Here is a 26,067-nt window from a genome sequence, read left to right on the forward strand (position 1 = left end):
AAGCGTACAAATACAGAGTGCCAGAAATATTGGTATTATAAGGGGACCGAGAAAAGCTTGACACAAACGAAATGGAAGTGGAGATTGACTTTATTTGACCAATATGGTATTTAAAATAGTGGAAACTAATTTTAATATGCAGTAAGGAGAGTAGAAAGATGGAAAAAAAAGCATTTCAGGCAGAGTCCAAACGGTTGTTGGAAATGATGATCAATTCGATTTACACGAAGCATGAAGTGTTTCTGCGTGAATTGATTTCCAATGCGAGTGATGCAATTGATAAAATTTATTACCGGGCACTGACGGATGATGCCATTACTTTTGACCAAAGCAAGTACTACATTAAAATAGAGCCGGATAAGAAGAATCGTACGCTAACGATTTCCGATGCAGGGATCGGGATGACCAAAGAGGAGATGGAGGAAAATCTCGGTACGATTGCCCAAAGTGGTTCACTTGCTTTTAAAAAGGAAAATGAAATTAAAGATGGCCATGACATTATAGGGCAATTTGGTGTCGGTTTTTATGCCGCTTTTATGGTGGCTGATGTCGTTACTGTGATCAGTAAAGCACTGGATTCGGATCAGGGGTATAAATGGCAATCGGAGGGTACGGAAGGCTACACGATTGAACCCTATGATAAACAGGATACTGGGACAGAAATCATTCTGAAAATCAGGGAAAATGAAGAGGAAGTTGACTTTGACCAATTCCTGGAAGAACACCGTCTGCAGGAAATAGTGAAAAAGTATTCCGACTTTATTCGCTATCCGATCCGGATGAATGTAACGAAAAGCAAGCCAAAAGAAGATGACAGCGATGAATATGTTGACTTTACAGAAGAAGAAACGATTAACAGCATGGTGCCCATCTGGAAGAAGAATAAAAGCGAACTGACAGATGAGGATTATGAAAATTTTTACCGGGAAAAGAATTACGGATTTGATAAACCGCTCAAACATATGCATATTAATGTGGATGGTACCATCCGCTATAATGCCATATTATACATTCCGGAAAATGCGCCTTTTGATTTTTATTCTGCGGAATATGAAAAAGGACTGGAGCTATATTCCAATGGCGTACTGATTATGAGTAAATGTGCCGAGCTTTTGCCCGATCATTTTAGTTTTGTGAAAGGGATGGTTGATTCGGAAGACCTGTCACTGAACATTTCCAGGGAAATGCTGCAGCATGACAGACAGCTGAAGGTAATCGCAAAAAACATCCAGAAAAAAATCAAGAGTCAGCTGGAAGGTATGCTGAAGAATGAAAGAGACAAATATGAGAAGTTTTTCCAGGCCTTTGGCAGACAAATTAAATTTGGCGTGTATAACGAGTTTGGAGCCAATAAAGATGTGCTGAAGGATCTGTTGATTTTTTATTCTTCTACAGAGAAGAAACTCGTTTCCCTAAAAGAATATGTTTCCAGAATGCCGGAGGAGCAGAAATATATTTACTATGCAGCAGGGGAATCCAATGAGAAAATTGAACGCCTGCCGCAAACGGAACTGGTTGCGGATAAAGGGTATGAAATCCTCTATTTCACTGATGAAATTGATGAGTTTGCGATCCGTATACTTATGGACTATGATGGGAAGGAATTTAAGTCGGTATCAAGCAGTGACCTGGGCATTGACGAAGACGAGGAGAAGGAAAGCAAGGAACAGGAAGAAGAGCATAAAGCATTATTCAGCTATATGAAGGACTCCTTGAAAGGGAAAGTGACAGATGTAGTGGTTTCCAAGAGGCTGAAGTCCCATCCGGTATGCCTGTCGGCTGCAGGGGATGTTTCTGTGGAAATGGAAAAAGTGCTGAGCGCCATGCCGAATAATCAGAACATCCAGGCGGATAAAGTATTGGAAATCAATACAGATCATGAGATTTTCCCGTCTCTGCAAAGGGCATTTGAAGAAGATAAGGAAAAGCTCGAACTGTATGCCAGCCTGTTGTACAACCAGGCCATGCTGATTGAAGGATTATCCATTGAAGACCCGGTTGCTTTTACAAACGATATGTGTAAAGTCATGGCCGAAGCGAAATAATAAAGAAGGAGGAGCGGCAGTGTATATGCGCTCCTCTTTTTATTCTTCAGATTTATACACTTTCCCGTCCGCAAAAATATATTTTTTACTTGATTCGCCGGTAATGGCATGGATCGTTGTGCCCTCCGCCAGCCACGTTGCTTCTCCATTGGAAAGCTGATAATCAGAGTTATTTTCTGCTTCACTGTACATTACCCGAAAGCTTACTTCACCTAATACTTCTCCCACATCCTCCTCTGTAATCCCATTAGTTTTATCTTCATCAAGATAATAAGTGCCTTCCTGCCATTTTACGACATCCGCCCATTCTACGGATGAATGGATTTCCCTGTTTTCCGCATCACTTTCGTCCTGGATAGAACAGCCTGATATAAAAAATAGCAAAAATAGAAACATACAGGATAATATACGCATGATTTGCTCCTTTGTACGTGAGATTTTAAACATGGCTGTTAAAGTTAGCGGATTGTATGCTGTGGTTAGGTAAGTTATTTCAATTAGCAGGTTCCCTTTGCTGTATTCTATTCATCTTATGTTTGTTAAAATCCCAACTTGCCAGGAATTCGGTCGCTGCATGGTAGCCGGAGGAATATAGAAAATCAATTTCGGGTTTACTCAAATCAAAATCGGTCGCGGTGATATCACCGGTAGGTATTTGAACGGTTCGCTCTATGGAGTTTTTGTCCAGATGACGCAAATCATGTGCCTGCAGCATCGTTCTAAATATATTCTCGAATAAATGCAGGGGAGAAGGAATGATGGAGTGACCAATTATTTTTTCTTTCATAAAATGGAACCCGATGGTCGGATGGCGGGGATTTTTCTCATCAAATATCCATATGGGAAAATTACTGAGCAGACCGCCATCCAAGATATACGACTTTTTGCCGTTTTTTCCCTTCCAGATAACAGGTCTGTAGAAAAACGGCATGGAGGTACTCATCATGACAGCTTTTGAAATTTTTACATCTGCAGGCTGCATGCCGTAACGCGGGAGATCGTCAGGGAAAATAAGCATTTTTCCATAGGAGATGTCTGATGCAATAATTTTCAATTTCCCTTCCGGCAGGTCAGCGAAGGTTTCAATTCCTTTTTCTGCAAGAAGCCGATCCACTAAAGACGATAGATAATCATTTTTATACATTCCCAGGGAGAAAATCAGCTGTACCAGGTTTCCGATCAAAGGGATCCGGTTGACAAATGTTCTGCCGCGGAACCTGGAAAAATCCATTTGTTCCAAAGTATGTCTGATTTCCTGGCTTGTGTAGCCTGCAGCGAGTAGTGCTGCAACAACAGAGCCTGCTGAAGTCCCGGCAATCCGCATCCATTCGACATTATTTTTTTCCATTGCTTCAATCGCTCCCGCAAAGGCGACACCTCTGACTCCGCCTCCTTCAAACACTGCATCAGCCTTCATTTTGATCACCCTTTATTTGTAGTTTTAAAGCATTCCAGTGTTAACAGGTATACTTTATTATATCATCGGGTTATCGTTCGCACATGAGGCTGCCGCCCTGTTTAAAAAAGAGAAGGAATGGGCAAAATAAAGGTGGTGTTTTTTTATAATAAAAAAGATCCTCAACTTTAGAGGATCCCGCCCTTACTAAGAAGTAAGATAATGAAAAAAATTCACCCAGGATATTTTTAGATTTTGTTGTTTGCTTCCGGCGTCTATCATTAATGGGTTTTTTGATTGTAATGGTGGAACGTATCCAATGCCAGTGTAGCGCCCTGCGACAGTGCTGCGCCTCCGCCCAATGCTGAACTGATGGCAATAACTTCCATTAATTCTTCCTCTAATGCGCCATGTTCCACAGCCCCTTTTGCATGGTACATAATACAATACTCATCCTGTGCATAAATACTGATACCAAGTGCTGTCAGCTGCTTTTGTTTTTTATCCAGGGTCCCTTCCTCAAAGCAAGCTTCCGTAAAGTCAAAGAAACCTTGCATCACTTTTGGTAACTTTTTGCTTAGCCGGCTGCTTCCCTGCTTATAATCCATAATGGACTGATCGAAATAATTAACCTGTTCTTCTTCATGGAATTCCATGCGTATCACTCCAATACTTTTTTAAAATTTTTCCAGTTCTTATCCTTTATTATTATTGTGAAATATATACAGGGAAAAAACTGGGTGAATAAATAATGCGGATGGGTGTGAATAGTGAAGCTATAAATTTGACTTCCACCTCATTTCGTGGATAAAATAGCTAAGGTTGATTAATCTTATCTATTTAATATGATTAAAGGAGGATTTCTATGAAAAAATATATATTTTTACCTGTTCTTTTTATCACATTACTCATCTTAGCGGCTTGTGCCGGGGATCCGGAACCGGCGGAAGAAGGTGACACTGAAGATGAAACAGGAAGTGCTGAAGATCGTTTAGTTGTAGATATTGCATCAGATCCCGTTTCGCTTGATCCGCATGCGGCAAATGACGGCAATTCTTTGTATGTGATGAATGCGATGTATGATACTTTGGTTTCACTCGATACGAATTTGGAACTGCAGCCTGCACTTGCCGAAAGCTTTGAACAAATAGAGGATACTGTCTGGGAAGCGAAAATCAGAGAAGGTGTGACGTTTCACGATGGTTCTGAATTGAATGCGGAAGTGGTAAAAGCAAACTTGGACCGTGTATTGGACCCGGATATTGGCTCTCCCCTGGCATTTCTTTTTGACATGATCGAATCGGTAGAGGTAACCAGTGAATATACCGTGGAAATAACAACGGCATTTCCTTTTTCCGCCCTGCCGCTTCACCTGGCACATCCTGGCGGTCATATCATCAGTCTGGAGTCCATTGAAGCCGATTATGAAGCAATTGAAAATGGGGAAGACCCTTTTGCTTCTGTGAATGAAAATCCAGTCGGTACCGGTTATTTTAAATATGAGGACCGTACTCACGGGGAAAACATTACCCTGGTCAAAAATGAAGACTATTGGGGAGAGGAAGCCCAGGTGGATTCCGTCACTTTTAAAGTAGTACCCGAGGATTTGACGAGGATTGCCGAGCTTGAAACCGGGGAAGCAAATATTATTTACCCTGTGAACGCAAATGATATTGAACAAATTGATAACACAGAAGGCACCCATGTGAAACAATCCGACAGTTCCAATCTGACCTATATAGGCATGAACACGGAACGGGAACCTTTTGACGATGCACGTGTCCGCCGTGCCATAGCAATGGCTATTGACAACGAACAAATTATTGAAGGGGTTACCGATGGTGTTGCATTGCCGGCAAAAGGACCACTTGCACCGACCGTTATTGGCTATAGTGAAGCATTGACACCAATAGAAAATAATTTGGAAGAAGCTGAGCAGCTGCTGGCAGAAGCCGGTTATGAAGATGGTTTTACGGCAACTATTGCGGCAAATGACCGGACAACGTCTGATATCGCGGAAATTGCCCAAGCCCAATTAAGTGAAATTGGCATTGAATTGGAGATAGAAATGATGGAAACAGGGGCCTATCTGGAAGTAACTGCCAATGGGGAAACAGATATGCATGTTGGCAGCTGGGGTACAGTTACGCTGGATGCTGATTATGGGCTGTATCCAATGTTTCATTCCGAAAATGCCGGAGCACCGGGAAACAGATCTTTTTTCAGCAACGAGGAAGTAGATAATTTGCTGGAGCAGGCAAGACAAACGACAGAGGAAGAAGAAAGACTGGAGTTGTATGCACAGGCGCAGCAAATTATTATTGATGAAGCACCAATTGTACCGGTATACCATTCCGTGCTTCTGGCTGGACTCCGGGATGAGGTAGATGGATTTTACCAATATCCGAGCAGCTTTCCGTTTCTGAGAGATGTGACGTTGGAAGAGAATTAATTTTCTTTTTTAAAACAGCATGTGAAAAAGCCGGCAAAACATTAGATTATCGATGTTTCACCGGCCTTTTTGCGTGCTAATAATCCTTGTCCCTTTTCACAAACCGATGAATGGAAAAGACCATAACGATCATTAAGAATATAAATGGAACTGCAGAGATAATTGACATGGCTTCCAGCCCATCCAGTCCGCCGCTGAACAGAAAGGAAGCGGCAATTCCCGCTATCAGCAATCCCCAGGTAATCAGCACGGAGTTTTTGGGATCAAGGTCCCCTTTGCTTGCAAATACTCCGAGTACATAGGTGGCTGAATTAGCTGAAGTGACAAAGAAAATCGTAATGATGACAAGGGTTGCTATACTCAGTATGAGGCTGAACGGCAGACTTTCCATAACCATGAAAAGACCGGCTTCCGGAAGATCCGCAATTGTTTCGGCTATACCAGCCTCCTGGACATGCTCCAGATACAGCCCCGTACCTCCAAAAGTTACAATCCAGATCAATGAGGCAAATGCAGGCACAAACAGTACGCCAAACACAAACTGCTTTAAGGTTCTGCCGCGGGAAACACGAGCAATAAAAGTGCCGACGAATGGACTCCAGGAAATAAGCCATGCCCAATAGAAAAAGGTCCACTCTCCAATCCATTGATTGTTTGTGTAGGGGGTTGTTTCAAGAGTAAGCGAAACAAAGCTGGATACATATTGTCCTGTCATTTTGATGATGTTTTCGCTTAGAAATACAGTTGGTCCAAGCATAAACACGACAATCATCAAAACAGCCGACATACTTAAGCTGATGACACTTAAATATAGCATTCCGCGGTTAATCCCGGTGACAACCGACGTTAAGTAAAAAACTGTAATTACTGCGATAATGCTTAATTGAAGAGAAACGGAATTTTCCCAGCCGAATACTTCGGATAATCCGCCGGCCAGCTGGACTGTGCTTAAGCCGAGTGTTGTGGCTACCCCAATGGTCGTAATTACTATAGCTAAAATATCTATCGTATGCCCAACCCGTCCGTGCACCCGCTGTCCAATCAGCGGATAAAATATAGAACTGATGAGCCCGGGCAAATCCTTTTTGAACTTGGCTATGGCGAGTCCCAATGCAATCGTGGCATAAACCGCCCATGGATGTATTCCCCAGTGAAAAATACTATACAATAAGCCGGCATCGGCAGCTTCCTGTGTTTCAGCTTCGATGCCAGGAGGAGGTTCAACATAGTGGGATAAAGGTTCTGCAACGGCCCAGAACAAAAGACCTACACCCATTCCGGCACCAAATAACAAGCCAATCCACGAATAATAATTATATTCCGGCTCATCCTCCTGTTTTCCGAGTTTCACATCTTTATATGGTCCAAAGCCAAGATATAAACAAAAGATCACAAAAACAGCCGTTCCAAAGACATAGATGGAGCCGACTGATTCGTTTATTGAGGTAACCAATCCTGTCAGTGTTTCCACCAGCTGTTTGGGAAAAACAAAACCCCAGATAGTAAACATCAAAATGATAATGACAGGGATTATATTAACTAAATTAAACTTTTGCAGCAATTTTATACCCGCATCCCTCCTTCAGGCAATTATTCTATACAGTTTCTTCCCAATAAAATACGGATTAAAACAGTTCCAATGGCCAAGGGTTGGGATATTTTATGAGAGTGTCCGAAAAAGCTCCGGATTTACGGATGCCACAACATTGTCAAACATATTGAAGCTATACCATTGAAAACAATTATCATTATCAACTAGAATGGAGTCAGGAAGATTTTTTTAACATAAACTTGTTTCTGATGGAGGGAAGCAATGAATGAATAAAATTCTCATGATTTATGCAAGCCAGACCGGAAATACGGAATTAATGGCAGAGGCAATAGCTGCTTTTTTTGAAAAAAATAACTGCGGGATTACGATGAAAACCTTTGATTTCGATCCAATAGATACGGAAGAACTTACAGCCTATGATGCAGTGCTGATCGGTACGCACACCTGGGATGATGGAGATCTGCCTTATGAAGTGGAAGACTTCTATGAAGAGCTGGAAGATGTGAATATAAAGAATCATTTATTTGCAGTCTTTGGCTCCTGTGATTCATTTTATGATACGTACGGCGGTGCAATTGACCTGATGGGGGAGAGGCTGGAGGAACTTGGCGCCAAGGTGATTAAGCCGTGGCTGAAGGTTGACCTGGAGCCGGGTAAAGATGATATCATTGCTTGTGAAAAACTGGCAGAGCAGGTTATGCTTCACATTGGCGAAAAAGTGTAACAAAAAATAAGAATTGATTGGAAACGTTATATATTTTTATATATAGCGTTTTTTAATTAAAATTTAATTTCAGAAAATGCTTGTTAAACAAATGAAAAATCTATATTCTATAAAGTGATGAGAATTTTATTGAAGGGGGGATGGGGTTGAATTATTTTATCGGGATCGACGGCGGGGGAACAAAGACAAAAGGATTGCTTGCAGATGAATCCGGAAATGTCATTGCCAGTGCTGCAGCCGGTCCGAGTAATCCAAATGCAGTAAAGGAAAAGGATCTTGCAAGTGTGTTTTATGATATATTTTCTTCCATGGAACAACAGCAGAAAGGATTTGAGAAACATACTGTCTCCCTGTATGCAGGTATTTCCGGTGCTGGAAACAAAGAAAATGAAAAAGTCCTTCGGGGAATATTGAAAAAGCTTTTCCCGGAAAAGACTGCCATTAAAATAGAGGCGGATGCAGTCAATGCGCTTTATGCCGGTACATATGGGGAACCCGGCATTGTGCAAATTTCCGGAACAGGATCGATTACTTATGGGAAAAATAGCCGGGGAACGGTGCAGCGAGTCGGCGGCTGGGGATATTTATTCGGGGATGAAGGAAGCGGCTATGATATTGGGAGAAGGGCGGTAACCGCTGCTTTAAAGGCATTTGACGGAAGAGGTCCCGATACGGTGCTTTTACAAATGCTATATGCCCATTTTCAAGTGGACAACCCGCAGGATTTAATTCGCAGGGTGTACACATCTCCATCACCAAAAAAGGAGATATCACCCCTTTCTCAAATCGTATTTCATGCATATAAGCAAAACGACAGCACAGCAAAGATGATTGTTAATCAGACGGCAGATGAACTGGCATTAAACATAACTGCCCTTTACAAAAAAATTTTTACAGCAAGTGAAAAAACCACCATTGTTTTATCCGGCGGCATTTTTCAAGAAAGAGACATTATCCCGAAACTGCTGCGGGAACAATTGGACACATATAAGAACCTGAAGTTGGTATTGCCTGACATGTCTCCTGCCGGCGGGGCTCTAATCGGAGCTTTTCTTATGCAGGAAAGCCTTTTAGATAAGCAAAAAATAAAAAATATAATTCATACAGAATAAGAAGGTGATCCTATGTCTTACGTTAAAGGCGGTCTCGTGATTTTAAAGGAAATGTTAAACAGTTTACCGCCATCAGAGAAAAAAATTGCCCAATATATTTTAGAAAATCCGGAGGAAGCGATATTACAAACAGCGTTAATGCTTGGAGAAAAAAGCAATACGAGCAGCGCTGCTGTCATCCGTCTTTGCAAATCCCTTGGGCTGAGCGGTTTCCAGGAATTGAAAATCCGCGTTGCCGGCGATCTTCAGGCAGAGGAAAATACGGAATATCGTGACATTGAACCAAATGAAGGACTAAAAGACATCATGGATAAAGTTACTTCCAATACGATCCAAACATTGCGGGAAACGATGGACATCATGAGTGAAAAAAGTCTTGCCGCTGCTGTTTCTGCTTTATCCAAAGCAAAATCCATCCTGTTTATCGGTGTGGGTGCCTCCTTCATTGCAGCAAATGATGCTGAACAGAAATTTTTGCGAATTAATAAAAATGCCTATGCATTTTCTGATGTGCATATGGCTGCAACCTCCATCGCCAACAAGGGAGAAGAGGACGTGGTAGTCGGCATTTCTTTTTCCGGCAATACCAGGGAAATTGCAAAACTGCTGGAGCTTGCCAAACAAAAAAATTGTACTACTATCAGCATCACCAAATACGGCAATTCACTCGTGAGTAAATGGACTGATATTTTATTACACACATCTGCTGCAAAGGAAGCGACGTTCAGAAGCGGTGCCACCTCCTCGAGAATTGCCCAGCTTCATATTATTGATATACTGCTCATGTGCATGGCATCCATGGGGTACGAGGAGACCATTAAGCATTTGGATGAAACGAGGAAAGCCGTGAACTTCTTAAGGGAGGGAGGAGAATAGCGGCATGTGATTGAAATTTTATTACTGAAACATAAATACTATGTTGACAAAAAAATTCATAAAGTCTATAATAAAATCAAATTTCACATAGTATAATAGTATTGATGTAAGCGTTTCCCAATGAGAGAATAGTAGGTATTTTAGTGATGAGGAGCTTAAGTATACATATGGAATTATTTAAACTGACAACCGAACAAAGAAATCGGAATAGTATGAACTTGGATCAGATGTCTGTGGGGCAAATGATAAAGTTGATCAATGAAGAGGATAAAAAAGTGGCTTTGGCGGTAGAAAAGGTGCTTCCACAAGTAGAAACCGCCATAGAAGCCACACACAAAGCTTTGAAAAAAGGAGGCAGAATATTTTACGTTGGCGCCGGAACAAGTGGAAGGGTAGGTGTCATGGATGCCTCGGAATGTCCTCCTACATTTATGACATCGCCTGATATGGTACAAACGGTAATGGCCGGCGGAAATAATGCTTTTTTTCAGGCTGTGGAAGGCTCTGAGGATCATGAAGCTAAGGGGGAGACAGATGTAAAGGATAAAGGGGTGACAAAGAAAGATGTTGTTTTTGGAATTACTGCCAGCGGAAGAACTCCGTATCCGATAGGCGCTTTAAAATATGCCCGGAAACTCGGTGCATATACCGTGTCTTTGTCCTGTAATGATAATTCGGTGATCAGTCAATTTGCCGACTGTTCTATCGAAGTAGTTGTCGGACCGGAAATTTTAACCGGCTCAACAAGAATGAAAGCCGCAACGGCACATAAAATGATATTAAACATGATTAGTACAGCCGTAATGGTAAAACTTGGAAAAGTCTATGAAAATTTAATGGTAGATGTCCATGCAAGCAACTACAAACTAAAGGAACGGGCAAAAACAAATATTATGGAAATCACTAAAGTATCCTATGAAAAAGCGGAGGAAGTTCTGAAGCAGACAAACCATGAGGTAAAACCGGCTATTGTCATGATTGAGGCAGATGTCTCCGTAGAGGAAGCAAAAGCAGCCATTGACAACAATAACGGCTTTGTGAGAAGGGCAATTGATTATTTTACTGAGAAACCCCATTAATAGTTTCATGGCCGGGCGGGGTATGATACCCGGTTATAATAAGGCGCGTGGCTTTTAAACTATTAATGTGTTTCATATATTTTCAGCAGGTGGGCGCTTTTAGCAAAATTACCTGCATGATTGCAGCTGAGGCTTTCAGTCAGGGGGATTTGCAGCATAGGGGTATGAAAGCAAAATAGACTTTGAAAAGTCCATTTCATGAAGGCCGGGCTGCAAAAAAATTCAAAGGGGGCAATTAAGGTGAAGAGAATGAATGGCAAACTTTTATTATTGTTTATCGCCATGTTTATGCTGGCATTTGTTGTTGCTTGCGGAGGTAACGGGGACACGGAAGAAGCCGGGACAGACACTGACGATACGGAGGATACGGAAGATACTGATGGTTCTTCTGATGATGGAGGAGCATCCGACGGAGACGGAGAAATTTCCGGTGATCTGGAAATCCAGTATTTTGTAGGTGGATATGGGGATTCCTGGTGGAAGGAAGTAATTTCCGACTTTCAGGAGGAATATCCAGATGTAAATATTATTGAGCATGCCGGACCGAATATTAACGAGGAAATGCGGTCCCGCTGGGTTGCCAATGATCCGCCTGATGTTGTTTATATTGACGGTGCGGGATCCAGTGAAACCCAAATGGTAGAAGATGGTCAATTAATGAATCTGGACGAATTTGTACAAGATATAGAATTGGAAAACGGAGATGCACTCCTGGACAGCTTTATTGTGGAACCTGCGACTTATGATGGTGAAATTTATTCCTTGCCTTTAGTCTTTGATACATGGGGCACATGGTATGACAGGGCGCTATTTGAAGAAAAAGGCTATGAAGTGCCAACGGATTTTGAAAGCTTTATGAGCTCAATGGAAGAAATTAAAGAAGCAGAAGGCATTGATCCATTTGTCACTTCAGGACAACATCCTTATTATTTCCTTAGAGGAATGCTGAATCCGGCATTTGGCGCAGCAGGCGGGGATGAACTGCTGGCGGATGTGACTACAGGAGCCGAGGGAGCATGGACAAGTGAGCCAGTCGTGGAAATTATGGAAAAAGTGGAGAGGATGGCACAGGAAGGAATGTTTGACTCTGGCCTTGGTGCTCTGAACCATACCCAATCCCAGATGAATTTCCTATTGCATGACAATGCTTTTGTTCCGGTAGGATTCTGGCTTCCAAATGAAATGGCAAATGACATTCCGGAAGGGTTTGAGTTTGGATTTATTCCTTCCCCAATGCAGGACCCGGGTGAACCATATGCGATCGTACCGGATTTACGTCCGTTAGCCATTGCGGAAAACGCGGAAAATCCCGAAGCTGCCAAAGCATTTGTGGAATTTGTTTTCACCAGGGAATACGCCCTGTCGTTCTCTGAACATACAGGTGCCATTATGAACCTGACAGATGTTGATTTATCACAAAGTGACGATGTTCCGGTTTATTTAACGGAAGCAAATGAAATGATTAATGACCCCGAACAGGTGCAAATTTACCATATGCCGCATCCGATGAGTGCTGATCTGGAACAGCCGATCGGGGATGCATTAATGTCCTTAATGCTTGGAAATAGTACGGCTGAGGAATTTGTCGAAGCAGCGGAAGCGGCCGCAGCGAACTACCGTAATTAAAATGTTGATTAAAAGGGTGTGTGGAATATAGGGCAGACATGTCCTATATTCCATACAGCTATTTATTTTTTGAAGGTAGAAAGTGTAAGTTCACAGGAAATGGTGCTGCGTGAGTATACAGGCGCAGATGAAAATGATTCTATTCGTTGGACTAAGGTTTCCGAAATGATGGACGGCAAGCCAAGTTTTTTAAGAAAGAGTGATTGGATGGTACAATCAAGCAAACAAAAATACATATTTTTAGCATTTTGTTTAGTGCCGACATTTATTATGTTTTGTATATTTACTTTATATCCCTTGTTCAGCGGCTTGTACTATTCATTTTTTGACTGGTCAGGTGCCTCGGCTAACCGGGAGTTTGTCGGTTTTGACAACTATGTACGACTGTTTAATGATGCAATTATTCCGCGTACGATTATTCATGACTATTTTCTGGTCGCAACAAAAATTATCGGTATTATGATTATGGCCTTATTTTTTGCGGTAGCTTTAACCCAATTGAAAATAAAAGAAGCACCGTTTTATCGGATTGTCTTCTTTTTTCCGAATATTATGTCTGTCGTTGTTATTGGTATTTTATGGACATTTATTTATAACCCTTCCATGGGACTGGTAAACTCCGGTTTGGAGTTTCTTGGACTTGAATCACTGGCGCGTCCATGGCTGGGAAGTGAAACCTGGGCACTGCCAAGTCTTGTATTGCCATCCATTTGGGCGGGGATCGGTTTATTTCTTCTGATGCTTATGGGAGGGATTTCCAATATATCCAAGAGCTATTATGAGGCAGCTGAAATAGATGGCGCGACAGAATGGCAGCAGTTTTGGAAAGTAACGCTGCCGCTTATATGGCCTCAAATTAAAATTTCCGTGCTGTATATTATCATTACAACGCTAAATGGTTCTTTTATCCTTGTACAGGTAATGACTGGTGGCGGACCCAACAATGCAACCCATGTCATGGGGTCATATTTATACCAGCAGGCTTTTGAACAATACAATTTTGGCTATGGAGCAACAATTGGCGTGATGATCCTGGTGCTTTCTTTAATTACCGTCTTGTTTTTCCAGTTCCTGATGCGCAGGGAGAAAGTTGAATACTAGCAGGGTTTTTATTGATGGGGTGTATTCAGGGAGATGGCTGCTTTTTTATCTTCCTGCATATTTGTCGGCAATCTTTATTCCGGGGAGTCCTGCATTCAAAATTGCCTGCAACATGAAAATCACACTCGGATTACCACTCCTCAAAGGGAAAGAAGTCGCATCAATTATATCGCAGTATACAGTTTTTTTATTTAACATAAACAGCAAATCAATAAATCTGTTATCTAAATATTACTAATAATTGTGCAGAGATAATAGATTAATAGAGAAAGAGGGAGGGTCCATAGTGAGACGAACTGTCGGTCAGATGCTTGGCAGAACCGGAATTAGAATACCGTTAATACTTTGGACAATTGCCGTTTTGTACCCAATTATTTGGATGTTTATCGGTTCGTTTAAGTCGAATGCCGAAATTTACAGGAATCCATGGGGGTTGCCTGAGACGTTTAACTGGCAAAACTTTGCTGATGCCTGGACAAACTATAATATTGATACAAGTGTGTTTAATAGTTTGATTGTAACAGTAATAGGTGCGATATTAACGCTTGCAATGGCCATACCTACTGCTTATGCGATTGAACGCATTAACTTTCGGGGCAGCAGATTTTTATTCACGCTCTATATATCTGCCATGATGATTCCTATGGTGCTTGGCTGGATTCCGTTATTTTTCCTGCTGATGGAACTGAATCTGCTGGATAATATATATGGGTTAGCCATTGTATATGCGGTCAGTCAGCTGCCGTTTACGATATTTGTGCTGACGAGTTTTATGAGTACGATTCCTAAGTCACTGGAGGAATCAGCAGCCATGGATGGCATGTCTCCTTATATGGTATTATGGAAAATCATTACACCATTAAGTATGTCGGGTATTATTACTGTCACGATTATGAATACAATTCAATTCTGGAACGAGTATTTTATGGCGCTGATCTTCCTGCAATCATCGGAAAATTATACACTGGCACTGGCCATTGATTTTATTAGCAGTGAGGCCCAATACACAAATGCTTGGGGAACACTATTTGCCAGTCTTGTCATCGCCATAGTACCCGTTATTATCCTTTATGCCATCTTCCAGCGCCGAATTGCCAAAGGTATGACAGAAGGAGCGATTAAAGGATAAAACAAAGTGGCCGTCCATTATTGTATCAATAATTAATGGAACTATTATAAATTGCAGAATTAATCCTGTGGAAATTGACTTTTTCCCGGGATTTTTTCTTTGTTAATTCATAGGCAGTTGATTAGGTTATTTAACCATTTTTGGCTCACAGCAGCAGGCTGTCAGCATTTCTATTCGGCGGCGCAACCATTTAGCCTTTTAATGAAGGTGGTCAGATGAGAAAAAACGTCTTTTTATTATTTGTTGAACCAGGACCTTTTACCCGCCCTGAAAAAGTTTTCTTTATTTAAAGGGGGCGGAAATATCATTTTATCACTGGCCCATATAAAATCAATCCAACTTTTTCGCTGCCTGGAAAGCTTTTACCACTCTTTATGTGGTAAGTCAGGCAGGGGCCTTTCTAATATAACTTCTGCTAATCTCCCCGTAATATCTAAGTTTAAAAGTTCCTGGGACCCTCCAAAGAAAAATTTTAGCCCGCTGAGCTGAAATACGTATATTAGCAAGTCGGATATGAAGGTCTGCAGCATCTTATGATATCTTTGTAAACAAAGATACAATCTTTAGATGGGAGTTCTTTTGTCATATGACTTATTTCCTGTTTTCTCGATATTTCTATACCTATTTTACTATTTTGTGTTTTTTAGATATAGTTCCTTTTCATTATTTTTTAAAAATTTGAAAATGTGTATAGATATTTTAGAAATTATCTGTTATTGTCATATTTAATAGAATACATAAGTGATTTCTGACATCATTGACCTAAAAAACGATAGAAAGGCAGGTGTTGTATTAAAAAAAGAGTATAAGCGTTTCCATCCGGCAAACATTAATCACCGGGAACAAGCACAACATAATTTAAGAATAAAATTTCGCAACAAGAGAACCGTACCGGTGTTGCAAGCCAAATTATTGAAGGAGGAATATCTTTGAAGCCAAACCGATTGGTGATTGGTTTGTCGATTTTATGCATCATGATGTTCCCGCTCCAAATCTCTGCAAATCAGGCACCTGGAGAAAAGAATTATGATGAAATTGAAGAAATAATGAACAATATGACACTGGAAGAGAAGATCGGACAGTTGTTTATTGTTCATGTGTATGGCACAACGCCAACAGACCCAGATTATGAAGATACAAATCTGAATAATAACCGAGGCGGAAAAAACTTTCAAGAGGTAATTGAAAATTATCACGTTGGCGGGGTCATTTACTTTAATTGGACACAAAATATTGGAACTCCGCTGGATGCGCAGCAGGTAAATGAATTATCCAATGGCCTGCAGGAAATAGCGATGGAGGAGTCTTCCATTCCGCTCTTCATTTCAACTGACCAGGAAGGCGGCATTGTTCAAAGGGCGACAAGTCCTGCGACAGTTTTTCCGGGAAATATGGCCTTGGGAGCGACAGGATCTGAATATTTAGCATCCGAAAGCGGCAGCATTCTTGGAAAAGAGATGAAGGCACTTGGTGTAAATATGAATTTTGCACCGACTGTGGATGTAAATGTCAATCCGGACAATCCGGTGATTGGTGTCCGTTCTTACGGGGAAGATCCTGAACTGGTTTCAAAACTTGGAGTGGCGCAAATTACAGCGATGGAAAATGAAAACATCGTTGCTTCAGCAAAACACTTCCCTGGACACGGGGATACGGATGTAGATTCCCATTATGGGCTGCCTATCATTGAAAGTGATTTGGAAACATTATATGAAGTGGATTTAAAACCATTCAGAGAAGCCATCGATGCAGGCATCGATTCGATTATGACAGCTCATATTGTTGTACCTGCATTGGATGATTCAGGACTGCCGGCAACTCTTTCCAAACCGATACTTACCGATCTGCTGCGGGATGAAATGGGTTTTGAAGGTCTGATTATTACGGACAGTTTGGATATGGCCGGTGCTGATGTACTTCCTCCTGAAGAGGTACCTGTAGAGGCATTTAAGGCAGGAGCAGATATTTTACTGAACCCGCCGAATGTAGGACAGGCTTTTGAGAGTATGGTCAGTGCTGTGGAATCCGGGGAGATCAGCATGGATAGAATAGATGAATCCGTTTTCCGAATTTTACAGACGAAAATGGATAATGGCTATTTTGAAGATCCATTTACAGACCCGGAAGCTATCAATAATATTGGTACAGATCAGCATCTGCAGACAGCACAAGAGATCGCTGATAAAAGTATTACACTTGTGAAAAATGAAGATAACGTGCTGCCGCTGGAAGAAAACGAAAATGTTTTTGTTACCGGTCCTTCTCTGGCAAATCCGTCTGCCATTGCTGATCAATTGGCAAGCCAAGGTATAGAGGCGAACAGCTTTGCAACAGCAACAAGCCCATCTGAGGCACAAATTGCAGAAGCAGTGGATCAAGCGGAGGCTGCAGATAAGGTGATAGTTACCACTTATACAGCAAATACCAACGCTGCCCAGCAGGATTTGGTACAAGCAATGATGGATACAGAAAAACCGGTAATAGCAGCAGCAATGCGCAATCCTTACGATATGATGGTTTTCCCTGAAGTTGATGCATATTTAAATGCATACAGCTATCTCAATGTCTCGACCAGTTCAGTGGCAAAGGTGCTTGCAGGAGAAATTAATCCATTTGGAAAGTTACCTGTTACCATTCCTGGTTTTTATGAAATTTTTCACGGCATTGATTATGTGGACCAGCCATTATCTGCTGAGGGGATGAAAGCATTGGCAGATGACCTCCGGGAAGCAGGGGAAATAACCAGCGGGGAAGCATATAGGACGCTTTCCATGCACCTTACAGCAGTTCAGCAATATGAAGAAAGGGAGCAGCAGGAAAAAGTGCTCCGTCATATGGAAAGTTTCCAAATGCTGACAGAGCGTTATAAAGATACCGGTGTTATCTCGGATAAGGCTCACAGTTATCTGGATACCCGTACCATCAGACTCATTGAAAAATGGGAAGATTAACAGGCAGCAATTTGTAAAGGAGGAAGATGGAATGAAATATAAACCTGACAAAAAGAAATCAAACATATACAAGAAAATTTCATTGCAAATTCTCTCCATTATGTATCTTCTTTTTTTGATTGTACATCAGGTTCATTCACCAACAACAGCGTATTTTACTGATTCCAATATGGTGGAAGGAAAGATGGAAGCAGCCACTTCTTTTAATGAAGAGACTGAAGAGATCGAGGAAACAGAAGAAAATACGGTGGAATCCGAAAAGGATCAGGGTGAACCAAATCAGGAAAATACCAAATCAGAACTGAGTGATGAACAAAATGAACAACAACAAAAAAATCATAAAAATGAATCATCAGGTACTGAAATGGAAAATGAGGAAAATGAAAAAGAACAAAACAACCAAGAAACAAATCAAGGAGAAGCTGCAGTAGAAGAAGATATCAAAAAAGAAGAGGATACAGAACCAGAAGATACAGAGAATCAAAGAGATGATGATATCAAGGAAGAAACCGGAGAAGAAGATAATTGAAGAATAAGCTGAATTCGAATGCCGGTATGATAAACACTGTTATTTAACGCAAAGGGTGGTCAAACATGAGCAAAGGTAAAAAAATAGTAAAATTCATAAGCAGTTTGGTTACATCAATACTAATGGTAGTATTACTGGTTACCCTGTTTATGGTTGTCATTACTAAGGCATCCGGAAATGAAGCTAATCTATTTGGTTATCAGATTAAAACAGTGTTATCCGGCTCCATGGAACCAAGCTTTAAGACGGGTTCCATCATAGCGATTGAGACGGGCGGAGACATGACCCGGTTTCAGGAAGGCGATGTCATCACCTTTCAAACGGAAGAAGAAATAATTGTGACACACAGAGTGATCGAGGTGAATGAGGAAGGGCAGCAATACATTACAAAAGGGGATGCAAATGACGGAGCAGATATGAATCCAGTGCTTTCGGAAAATATCCTCGGGGAATATACCGGCTTTACTATTCCTTATGTCGGATATGTAATGAACTTTGCAAATACGAGAGAAGGGGCAGCACTTCTTCTTATTGTACCAGGAGTCTTCTTCATCGGTTATTCCGTGATCACGATTGGGCGCACACTAAGACATGTAAAGAAATTGGTGGATAAAGAAGAAGTAAAAGCAGATTAAGATATTTAAAAAAATATAAAATAATAGAAGAGGGGAATTTCAAATGAACATTAAAAAACAATTAGGTATGGGGATTATGTCAGCAGCTTTGGGAATTTCATTAATTGGCGGAGGAACGTTTGCCTATTTCAGTGATTCAGAAACGACAGAGAACACTTTTGCGGCAGGTACATTGGATCTGTCAGTGGATCCGACGACAATTATTGATGTTGATAACATCAAGCCGGGAGATTCCATGGTTCGTACCTTCGAATTGCAAAATAATGGCTCTCTTGATATTGACCGGGTATTTCTGGACACCTCTTATACTGTAGATGATGCAGAAGGAAATAACACGGAGGATTTCGGAGAGCATATTGAAGTGGAATTCTTGTATAATGTGGACAAGCTGGATGAAGTGATATATGAAACCACACTGGCTGAGTTACAGGATATGAATCCTGAAGTAGTTGGCGAAAGCATTTTTGGACCAATTCTTGGTGAAGATGGATTGCCAAGCGGTGATATCGATGACTTAGTTGTTCAGTTTAACTTCGTTGACAATGGCGAAGACCAAAACGAATTCCAGGGAGATGCACTTAACCTGGAGTGGACATTTACAGCAACACAAACAGATGGTGAAGATCTGTAAGTTTAAAGAAAACAGCATGAAAAAGGGAATACCGGTAATCGCAGGTATTCCCTTTTTTACTACTGTAAACTTAAGACATCCACGAATTTACATGAATAGAAAGAACACTATTCTATCAAGGTGGAGGTAAGAGACATGAAAAAAACGTTTATTGCTGTTTTTTCCTTATTGCTGGTTTTAGGATCACTGGCAATTGGGGCAATGGCTGGGCAGGAAGCAGCAGAAGATGAATCTGCCAATGACTTAAAGCTTGGTGTTGAAGTATTGCTTGATGAACAAATGGATTTATTGGACGGGAAACGCGTTGGATTAATTACAAATCCTACAGGTGTGGATCAGGAGCTGAACCATATTGTTGATGTGCTTCATAATGACCCTGAAGTGGAATTAACAGCATTATATGGACCGGAACATGGTGTTCGCGGAGATGCCCAGGCTGGTGATTATGTAGAATTTTATATTGATGAAATTACTGGACTCCCAGTATACAGTCTGTATGGAGAAACCCGAAAGCCGACCCCGGACATGCTGGAAGATGTGGATATTTTATTATTTGATATTCAGGATGTAGGTGCCCGTTTCTATACGTATATTTATACGATGGCCTATGCAATGGAAGCTGCACAAGAAAATGATCTGGAGTTTGTTGTTTTGGATCGTCCTAATCCAATAAGCGGCTACGATGTGGAAGGACCGGTGCTTGATCCGGAGTATGCTTCCTTTGTTGGAAATTATCCGATTCCATTGCGTCATGCAATGACAGTGGGTGAGCTCGCCCTATTCTTTAATGAAGAATTTGATATTCACGCAGATGTAACGGTAGTGGAAATGACCGGCTGGGAAAGAGGCATGTATTATGATGATACGGACTTGGAGTTTGTTTTGCCGTCGCCTAACATGCCTACACTAGATACGGCTTTGGTTTATCCCGGTGCTGCGTTAATTGAAGGCACGAATCTGTCTGAAGGAAGAGGTACAACGAAGCCATTCGAATTACTTGGTGCTCCTTTTGTAAATAGTACAGAATTTGCAGCAGCCATGAATGAACTTGATTTGCCTGGTGTTACTTTCAGAGCTGCTTCCTTTACACCGATGTTTTCCAAGCATAGCGGGAATCTGAGTCACGGTGTGCAAATCCATGTAACAGATAAAGAAGCATACAGTCCGGTGGAGACAGGACTCCATATTGTCAAAACACTGCACGATATGTATCCGGACGAGGTACAATTAACTTCATTTTTTGATAACCTGATTGGAAACGGCTGGATCCGTGAAGCAATTGAAAATGGTGAATCAGTGGAGTCCATGGTAGCCGAATGGCAGGATGATCTGAGGGAGTTCAAAGATCTGCGTCAGGATTATCTGCTTTATAAAATTACCGTAGCCGAGGTTCAGGATATACTGGAGGAATTGGAAGCAAGCGGTGATGTAACCGAAGAGGCAATGCGCGCATTAAATATGCATCTCACTGCAGTGGCTCAATTTGAAAATAGCGGAGAAGGCGAAAAAGTAGCGAGACATATGGAAGGTTTCATGCTTCTCCTGGATCAGCAATTTGATAATGATCTTATAACACAGCAGGCTTATGAGCTTCTGAAGGCGGATGCTGAAGATCTATACAGACAGTGGAAATAAAAACACCAATCCCCTTTTGCCGAAGTGCAGGAGGGGATTCTATTTTTTAATTTGCATGTGGAAGTGTAAAAAGAGCATAGAGGATAGCGCTATACCCCATAAGAAATTTCCGGGAGAATAGTAATAATGCACGAAATGCCAGAAAGCGGACAGTCCAGCATGATGGCATCATGAAATTATAATTTGCACATTCCATTATGTTGATTAAGGAAATTTAACACAAAGGCGGGAGAAAAAATGAGTATGAAAAAGAATATTGGCAGGAGTGTCGCAGCTGCTGTACTGGGGTTCATTTTAATTGGCGGGGGAACATTTGCTTATTTTAGTGATACAGAAGCATCACATAACGCTTTTGCAGCTGGCACACTGGATTTAAATGCAAACCCAACAGTTATTATTGATGTGGAAAATATAAAGCCGGGTGACTCTTTTTACCGTGATTTTCAATTGTCCAACGATGGTACACTGGATATTCAAAAAGTACTGCTGGAAACAGCCTACACGGTAACGGATGCGGGGAATAACAATGACTCTGAAGATTTTGGAGACTATATCGAAGTGGAGTTTTTATATAACAACAGCAATTCGGATGAGGTTATTTACAGAACAACACTTGCAGATCTTGCAGATATGACGCCAGAAGCGATCGATCAGCATATTATGTATCCATGGTACGGTGAAAAAGGCCTTCCTGCAGGTTCCATGCATGATTTTATTGTGAAATTCAATTTTGTTGATAACGGCGAGGATCAAAATATTTTTCAAGGTGATTCACTGCAGTTGGAATGGACATTCGAAGCAAGACAAACGGAAGGAGAAGCATTATAAAAGGTCCGGCTGCCATAAGGTGGAAGTGGCATGATTATTGGCACATCAGGTTAATCATTTTATAAAAATTGATTGAAAGGGATGACAAATATGCGGATGAGCCGGAAGTTGTTTGGTTTCATGCTGGTTTTTCTATTAATCTTTCAGGGGTTTGCACCGACAGTAATGGCAGGTAACACCGTTCATAGTTTACCTGTAGCTCTACCTGAAACCAATGCGATTCCTCAGTCATCAGAAGAAAAAGAACCGCGGATTCTTACAGACGAAGACCAAAGTGAAACACTTATAACAGATTTTCAAACAGAGCAGATTGGCAAAGGTGTTCAGCTTACTGCATTTGAAAGATTGGATGCCAGGGGATGGATTAATGGGGAAATGCTTGAAATAGATATTAGTAACAGCAATATTTCAACAGAAGTTTTACAGTCAGGCGGAGTTGTGTCAGCATCGGCGCCTATTTCCGAGGCTACTAATAGGGAAGGTGCCATAGCAAGTGTAAATGGAGATTTTTTTGATATTAATGGAACACAGGCATCAAGTGGTGTGGAAATTAAAAATAGAGAATTAATAAAAGGACCAAATAACGGCAGGGAATTGTCGGCCGGCATTACAACTGACGGTATTGGAAAATTGGCCGATGTTATGCTGGATGGTACGGTTTCATTCCATGATCAGGCACATTCACTTGCTGCATTAAACCAAAGCAGTATTCCTGAAAATGGAATAGGCTTGTACAATTCATTGTGGGGACAGGCTTCCAGAAGCAGCGCTGTTTTTGGCTCGGATTCCGTTTATGAGGTAATCGTTGAAGACGGTGTGGTTGTAAAGGCGGGCAGTGAGATCAGCAGCGGAAAAATAGAGAAAGAAACACTGGTATTTATAGGCCGTGAAGCAGGGGCAGAAAAGCTGGAAACATTGCATATTGGTGATGCTGTATCCGTAGACTATGCACCAAACATCAGTGAAGAAGGTGAATTTGAATTCGCCATCGGCGGGAGTCCTGTATTAGTACAAGACGGGGAAGTGCAAAATGTGAATAATCAGGAGCTTGCCCCTAGAACTGCAGTGGGTTTTTCCCGGGATGGAAAAACGATGCATCTGGTGCTGGTGGATGGACGGCAATCTTCAAGCAGAGGGATGTCACTTTTTGAAATGGGTGAATTAATGAAAGAATTCGGTGCCCATCATGCATTAAATATAGATGGCGGAGGTTCTTCCACTCTGACAGCACGAACTCCCGGTGAACAGCAGGCAGAGGTAAAGAACAATCCTTCTGATGGGGAAGAACGCCCTGTTTCAAACGGTATTGGTATTTTTACGGAGGGAGGTAACGGACTTTTGTCCGGTTTAAACGTATCCCCGGCCATGGAAGATGAAAATGCCTATCGTGTATTTCCGGGTTTAACCCGTAATTTTAATGCAAATGGTTTTGATGATGCCTATGATCCTGTTAACACCGGCCAGGTTCAATGGGAGGCATATCCGGGTGAATTTGGAAGTTTTAATAACGATGGTGTTTTCCTTGGATATACGCCAGGGTTAGCACTTGCCAAAGCTAAGGCTGGAGACTTTGAGGCAGAAAGCCGGATTCAGGTTTTAGACGAATTGCACAGGATTGAAGCAAGTAAATCAAGAATTAGTCTTGTTTTGGGAGAGACCGACAGTTTCTCTATTATAGGTTATGATGAAAATGGCTACAGGGCTCCAATAGAAATACCGGACGTGGAACTTGAATATGATGAGTCGGTGATTCATATTGAAGAGAACATGCATGGCAGTTTGACTGTTCTACCAAAACAAGACGAATCATCTACTATGATTTCAATAACTGTCTTAAATGAAACAATTCATCTCCCTGTAACGATAGGTTTTACCGGAGAAGTAGTTTCCGGGTTTGAGGATGACGCAGGATGGACTTTTACAGTGTATCCATCAGTTGTGGGGGGCTCCATGGAAGTTGTGGAAGGCAGGGAAGGAAATGGCATTCAATTAAACTATGATTTTTCCACCACCACAGCTACCCGTGCCGCTTACCTTCAGGCCGCGCCCGATTTGGAATTGCCGGCCAATGCACAGAAAATCGGATTATGGGTTTATGGTGATGGAAATGGTGCCTGGCTGCGTGCCGTACTCAGGGACGTATCGAACACGCAATATGTATTGACGCTGGCAGATGAGGTAGATTGGACCGGCTGGAAGTATGTAGAAGCCGATATACCTGATGGAATTCAATCTCAGCTTCATTTGTGGCGGATCTATCCGGTGGAAACAGATCAGGAGAAGCAATATACCGGGCAGCTGATATTTGATGATTTGACAGTGGAAGTACCGCCAGTTGTAGAAATGCCGGAACAGATTAAGCCCGAGCCGGATACGCTTGTCCTTCAGAATGCTGAAATTGATGAGGATAGATGGAAATTTGCTGTAATCTCGGATACCCAGTTCGTTGCTCAAAACCCTGACAGTGAAGTTATGCGCAGAACCCGCGAAAATCTGCGGCAGATTGCTGCACAGAATCCTGACTTTTTAGTCATCAATGGTGATTTTGTCGATACCGGATATCCCGAAGATTTTGAACTCGCCAAACAAGTACTTGAGGATGAAATTGGTGATCGATTCCCGGTCTATTACGTTCCGGGCAACCATGAGATCATGGGCACGGGTAATTTAAATAACTTTAAGGAGGTATTTGGCGATACCCGCCACACTTTTGTGCATAAAGGAACACAATTTATCATGCTTGATTCATCAGCGGGAAGCTACAGGACTTCTGATTTTGACCAGTTACTGGAGTTAAAAGAGTCTTTACAGCAAGCGGTAAGAAATCCGGAAGTGAGAAATGTGGCTGTCTTTTCCCATCACCCGACAAATGATCCGCTGACAACCGCCAACAGCCAGTTGGAGGACCGGAAAGAAGTGGAGCTTGTAGAAGAATGGCTTGCCGATTTCAGGATGAAGTCAGGAGGAAAAGGAGCGGTATTTATTTCTTCTCATGCTTCTATCTTTCATGTAAACCGTGTTGATAGTGTGCCATACATGGTTATGGGGTCTGCTGGAAAAGATCCATATGGAACACCCGATAATGGCGGATTTCTTGGCTGGGCGATGTTCGGTGTGGAAAAAGAATCCTCCCCATTAAGAGGAATTAAGCGTCCTGGTGAAACAGATTGGATTAAGGCTAAAGTAAATCCTTTGCTTGAAGAAATTACGCTGAAAACACCGGAATCACTTTCAGCAGGCGAATCAGCAGAAATCGAGGCAGTTGGAAGTCAGCCGGGAAATATAAATATACCGCTTCGATATCCTGCTAGTGTCGTTTGGACAGGGAGCGAGAATGTATTCGTCGGTGACAGTGAAGAGGCTGCCGAAGCGATCGAAACGGGTAATCATGACGCCGTATTTGATTATACAACTGGTACACTGACAGCTTTAAAGCAGGGTGAAATAACATTACATGTCAAATCTAATGATGTGGAAGCTGAGACGGAAATTACTATACAGTAAAAAACAATTTCCTGTTTTCCATATATACGGCAACAGGGAGCTATAAGATTTTAAGGGGATCCTCCCATACCGTTAATGGTTTATATTCATTGACCAAAAAATAAAAATTACTCCCTCAAACACGGCAATATAATGTTTTGGGGGAGTTTTTTGGTGGGAGGAAGTATGGACGATAACTGCTGTTTATTTATTTGGCAGGAAAAAAAGTATAAAACCTCCTTATCTGCATACGTTTACAACAGCAAACCATTATTGCTAATAT

General features: G+C 41.6%; 20 protein-coding genes and 1 pseudogene. 17 read left to right on the forward strand and 4 right to left on the reverse strand.

Annotated elements, in window-relative coordinates; all coding sequences use genetic code 11:
- The first annotated feature begins 158 nt into the window (after positions 1-158).
- Positions 159-2,045, forward strand: coding sequence for a molecular chaperone HtpG (htpG, locus tag GHD25_RS14830; RefSeq protein ID WP_164218219.1), 1,887 nt, complete (start codon positions 159-161; stop codon positions 2,043-2,045).
- Between the two features lie 39 nt (positions 2,046-2,084).
- Here htpG and GHD25_RS14835 read toward each other — a convergent pair whose 3' ends face one another.
- The 3 genes from GHD25_RS14835 to GHD25_RS14845 form a co-directional block, all read right to left on the reverse strand.
- On the reverse strand, positions 2,085-2,441 hold the full coding sequence (locus GHD25_RS14835) for a hypothetical protein (RefSeq protein ID WP_164218221.1): 357 nt from the start codon (positions 2,439-2,441) through the stop codon (positions 2,085-2,087).
- A gap of 97 nt (positions 2,442-2,538) precedes the next feature.
- Positions 2,539-3,462, reverse strand: a complete 924-nt coding sequence (locus tag GHD25_RS14840; RefSeq protein WP_164218223.1) for a patatin-like phospholipase family protein — start codon at positions 3,460-3,462, stop codon at positions 2,539-2,541.
- 260 nt (positions 3,463-3,722) lie between these two features.
- Positions 3,723-4,097 (reverse strand): carboxymuconolactone decarboxylase family protein, encoded by a 375-nt coding sequence (locus GHD25_RS14845; protein ID WP_164218225.1) that lies wholly within the window; start codon positions 4,095-4,097, stop codon positions 3,723-3,725.
- Positions 4,098-4,306: 209 nt separating this feature from the next.
- Here GHD25_RS14845 and GHD25_RS14850 point away from each other — a divergent pair, with 209 nt between their 5' ends.
- The gene (locus GHD25_RS14850) at positions 4,307-5,893 is read left to right on the forward strand and encodes a glutathione ABC transporter substrate-binding protein (RefSeq protein WP_164218227.1); all 1,587 of its coding nucleotides are present in this window, start codon (positions 4,307-4,309) and stop codon (positions 5,891-5,893) included.
- 76 nt (positions 5,894-5,969) lie between these two features.
- Here the strand turns inward: GHD25_RS14850 and GHD25_RS14855 are convergent, their stop codons facing one another.
- Positions 5,970-7,454: a BCCT family transporter gene (locus GHD25_RS14855; protein WP_240452376.1), complete on the reverse strand. Its 1,485-nt coding sequence runs from the start codon at positions 7,452-7,454 to the stop codon at positions 5,970-5,972.
- 256 nt (positions 7,455-7,710) lie between these two features.
- Between GHD25_RS14855 and GHD25_RS14860 the strand changes: the two genes are divergently transcribed.
- The 15 genes and pseudogenes from GHD25_RS14860 to GHD25_RS14925 all read left to right on the forward strand — a co-directional run bounded on the left by GHD25_RS14860 (position 7,711) and on the right by GHD25_RS14925 (position 25,805).
- Positions 7,711-8,169, forward strand: coding sequence for a flavodoxin (locus tag GHD25_RS14860; RefSeq protein WP_164218229.1), 459 nt, complete (start codon positions 7,711-7,713; stop codon positions 8,167-8,169).
- Between the two features lie 146 nt (positions 8,170-8,315).
- Positions 8,316-9,281, forward strand: a complete 966-nt coding sequence (locus GHD25_RS14865; RefSeq protein ID WP_164218230.1) for an N-acetylglucosamine kinase — start codon at positions 8,316-8,318, stop codon at positions 9,279-9,281.
- A gap of 12 nt (positions 9,282-9,293) precedes the next feature.
- Positions 9,294-10,157 carry a MurR/RpiR family transcriptional regulator gene (locus GHD25_RS14870; protein WP_164218232.1) on the forward strand — a complete coding sequence of 288 codons (864 nt, stop codon included), beginning with the start codon at positions 9,294-9,296 and terminating at the stop codon, positions 10,155-10,157.
- Between the two features lie 167 nt (positions 10,158-10,324).
- Complete coding sequence (gene murQ / locus GHD25_RS14875; RefSeq protein ID WP_164218234.1) at positions 10,325-11,236, forward strand: N-acetylmuramic acid 6-phosphate etherase; 912 nt, start codon at positions 10,325-10,327, stop codon at positions 11,234-11,236.
- 249 nt (positions 11,237-11,485) lie between these two features.
- A complete protein-coding gene (locus GHD25_RS14880) occupies positions 11,486-12,862 on the forward strand; it encodes an ABC transporter substrate-binding protein (RefSeq protein WP_164218377.1) in 1,377 nt (458 codons plus the stop codon).
- Between the two features lie 207 nt (positions 12,863-13,069).
- On the forward strand, positions 13,070-13,963 hold the full coding sequence (locus tag GHD25_RS14885) for a carbohydrate ABC transporter permease (RefSeq protein WP_164218379.1): 894 nt from the start codon (positions 13,070-13,072) through the stop codon (positions 13,961-13,963).
- 286 nt (positions 13,964-14,249) lie between these two features.
- Positions 14,250-15,092, forward strand: a complete 843-nt coding sequence (locus GHD25_RS14890; RefSeq protein ID WP_164218236.1) for a carbohydrate ABC transporter permease — start codon at positions 14,250-14,252, stop codon at positions 15,090-15,092.
- Positions 15,093-16,021: 929 nt separating this feature from the next.
- Positions 16,022-18,043, forward strand: a complete 2,022-nt coding sequence (locus tag GHD25_RS14895; protein WP_240452377.1) for a glycoside hydrolase family 3 protein — start codon at positions 16,022-16,024, stop codon at positions 18,041-18,043.
- A gap of 31 nt (positions 18,044-18,074) precedes the next feature.
- Positions 18,075-18,572: a hypothetical protein gene (locus GHD25_RS14900; protein ID WP_164218238.1), complete on the forward strand. Its 498-nt coding sequence runs from the start codon at positions 18,075-18,077 to the stop codon at positions 18,570-18,572.
- A gap of 65 nt (positions 18,573-18,637) precedes the next feature.
- Complete coding sequence (sipW, locus tag GHD25_RS14905) at positions 18,638-19,207, forward strand: signal peptidase I SipW (protein ID WP_164218240.1); 570 nt, start codon at positions 18,638-18,640, stop codon at positions 19,205-19,207.
- A gap of 43 nt (positions 19,208-19,250) precedes the next feature.
- Positions 19,251-19,838, forward strand: a complete 588-nt coding sequence (locus tag GHD25_RS14910) for a CalY family protein (protein ID WP_164218242.1) — start codon at positions 19,251-19,253, stop codon at positions 19,836-19,838.
- A 135-nt stretch (positions 19,839-19,973) separates the two neighbouring features.
- Positions 19,974-21,209, forward strand: a pseudogene (locus tag GHD25_RS14915) (exo-beta-N-acetylmuramidase NamZ family protein); the annotation flags it as partial.
- Between the two features lie 3 nt (positions 21,210-21,212).
- On the forward strand, positions 21,213-21,473 hold the full coding sequence (locus GHD25_RS20435; protein ID WP_462943849.1) for an FIMAH domain-containing protein: 261 nt from the start codon (positions 21,213-21,215) through the stop codon (positions 21,471-21,473).
- A gap of 237 nt (positions 21,474-21,710) precedes the next feature.
- Positions 21,711-22,301: a CalY family protein gene (locus GHD25_RS14920; RefSeq protein ID WP_164218246.1), complete on the forward strand. Its 591-nt coding sequence runs from the start codon at positions 21,711-21,713 to the stop codon at positions 22,299-22,301.
- 96 nt (positions 22,302-22,397) lie between these two features.
- Positions 22,398-25,805, forward strand: coding sequence for a phosphodiester glycosidase family protein (locus tag GHD25_RS14925; protein ID WP_164218247.1), 3,408 nt, complete (start codon positions 22,398-22,400; stop codon positions 25,803-25,805).
- The last annotated feature ends 262 nt before the right edge of the window (positions 25,806-26,067 follow it).

This window comes from Virgibacillus aidingensis, from assembly GCF_010994035.1.
Lineage (GTDB): Bacteria > Bacillota > Bacilli > Bacillales > Amphibacillaceae > Virgibacillus_N.

Excerpts from the sequence above, each read along its gene's own strand:
- GHD25_RS14885 (WP_164218379.1), top strand. The coding sequence starts at position 13,070 with ATGGTACAATCAAGCAAACAAAAATACATATTTTTAGCATTTTGTTTA.
- sipW (WP_164218240.1), top strand. The coding sequence starts at position 18,638 with ATGAGCAAAGGTAAAAAAATAGTAAAATTCATAAGCAGTTTGGTTACA.
- GHD25_RS14860 (WP_164218229.1), top strand. The coding sequence starts at position 7,711 with ATGAATAAAATTCTCATGATTTATGCAAGCCAGACCGGAAATACGGAA.
- GHD25_RS14835 (WP_164218221.1), bottom strand. The coding sequence starts at position 2,441 with ATGTTTCTATTTTTGCTATTTTTTATATCAGGCTGTTCTATCCAGGAC.
- GHD25_RS14925 (WP_164218247.1), top strand. The coding sequence starts at position 22,398 with ATGAGCCGGAAGTTGTTTGGTTTCATGCTGGTTTTTCTATTAATCTTT.
- murQ (WP_164218234.1), top strand. The coding sequence starts at position 10,325 with ATGGAATTATTTAAACTGACAACCGAACAAAGAAATCGGAATAGTATG.
- GHD25_RS14870 (WP_164218232.1), top strand. The coding sequence starts at position 9,294 with ATGTCTTACGTTAAAGGCGGTCTCGTGATTTTAAAGGAAATGTTAAAC.
- htpG (WP_164218219.1), top strand. The coding sequence starts at position 159 with ATGGAAAAAAAAGCATTTCAGGCAGAGTCCAAACGGTTGTTGGAAATG.
- GHD25_RS14880 (WP_164218377.1), top strand. The coding sequence starts at position 11,486 with ATGAATGGCAAACTTTTATTATTGTTTATCGCCATGTTTATGCTGGCA.
- GHD25_RS14845 (WP_164218225.1), bottom strand. The coding sequence starts at position 4,097 with ATGGAATTCCATGAAGAAGAACAGGTTAATTATTTCGATCAGTCCATT.
- GHD25_RS14920 (WP_164218246.1), top strand. The coding sequence starts at position 21,711 with ATGAGTATGAAAAAGAATATTGGCAGGAGTGTCGCAGCTGCTGTACTG.
- GHD25_RS14850 (WP_164218227.1), top strand. The coding sequence starts at position 4,307 with ATGAAAAAATATATATTTTTACCTGTTCTTTTTATCACATTACTCATC.
- GHD25_RS14840 (WP_164218223.1), bottom strand. The coding sequence starts at position 3,462 with ATGAAGGCTGATGCAGTGTTTGAAGGAGGCGGAGTCAGAGGTGTCGCC.
- GHD25_RS14900 (WP_164218238.1), top strand. The coding sequence starts at position 18,075 with ATGAAATATAAACCTGACAAAAAGAAATCAAACATATACAAGAAAATT.
- GHD25_RS14910 (WP_164218242.1), top strand. The coding sequence starts at position 19,251 with ATGAACATTAAAAAACAATTAGGTATGGGGATTATGTCAGCAGCTTTG.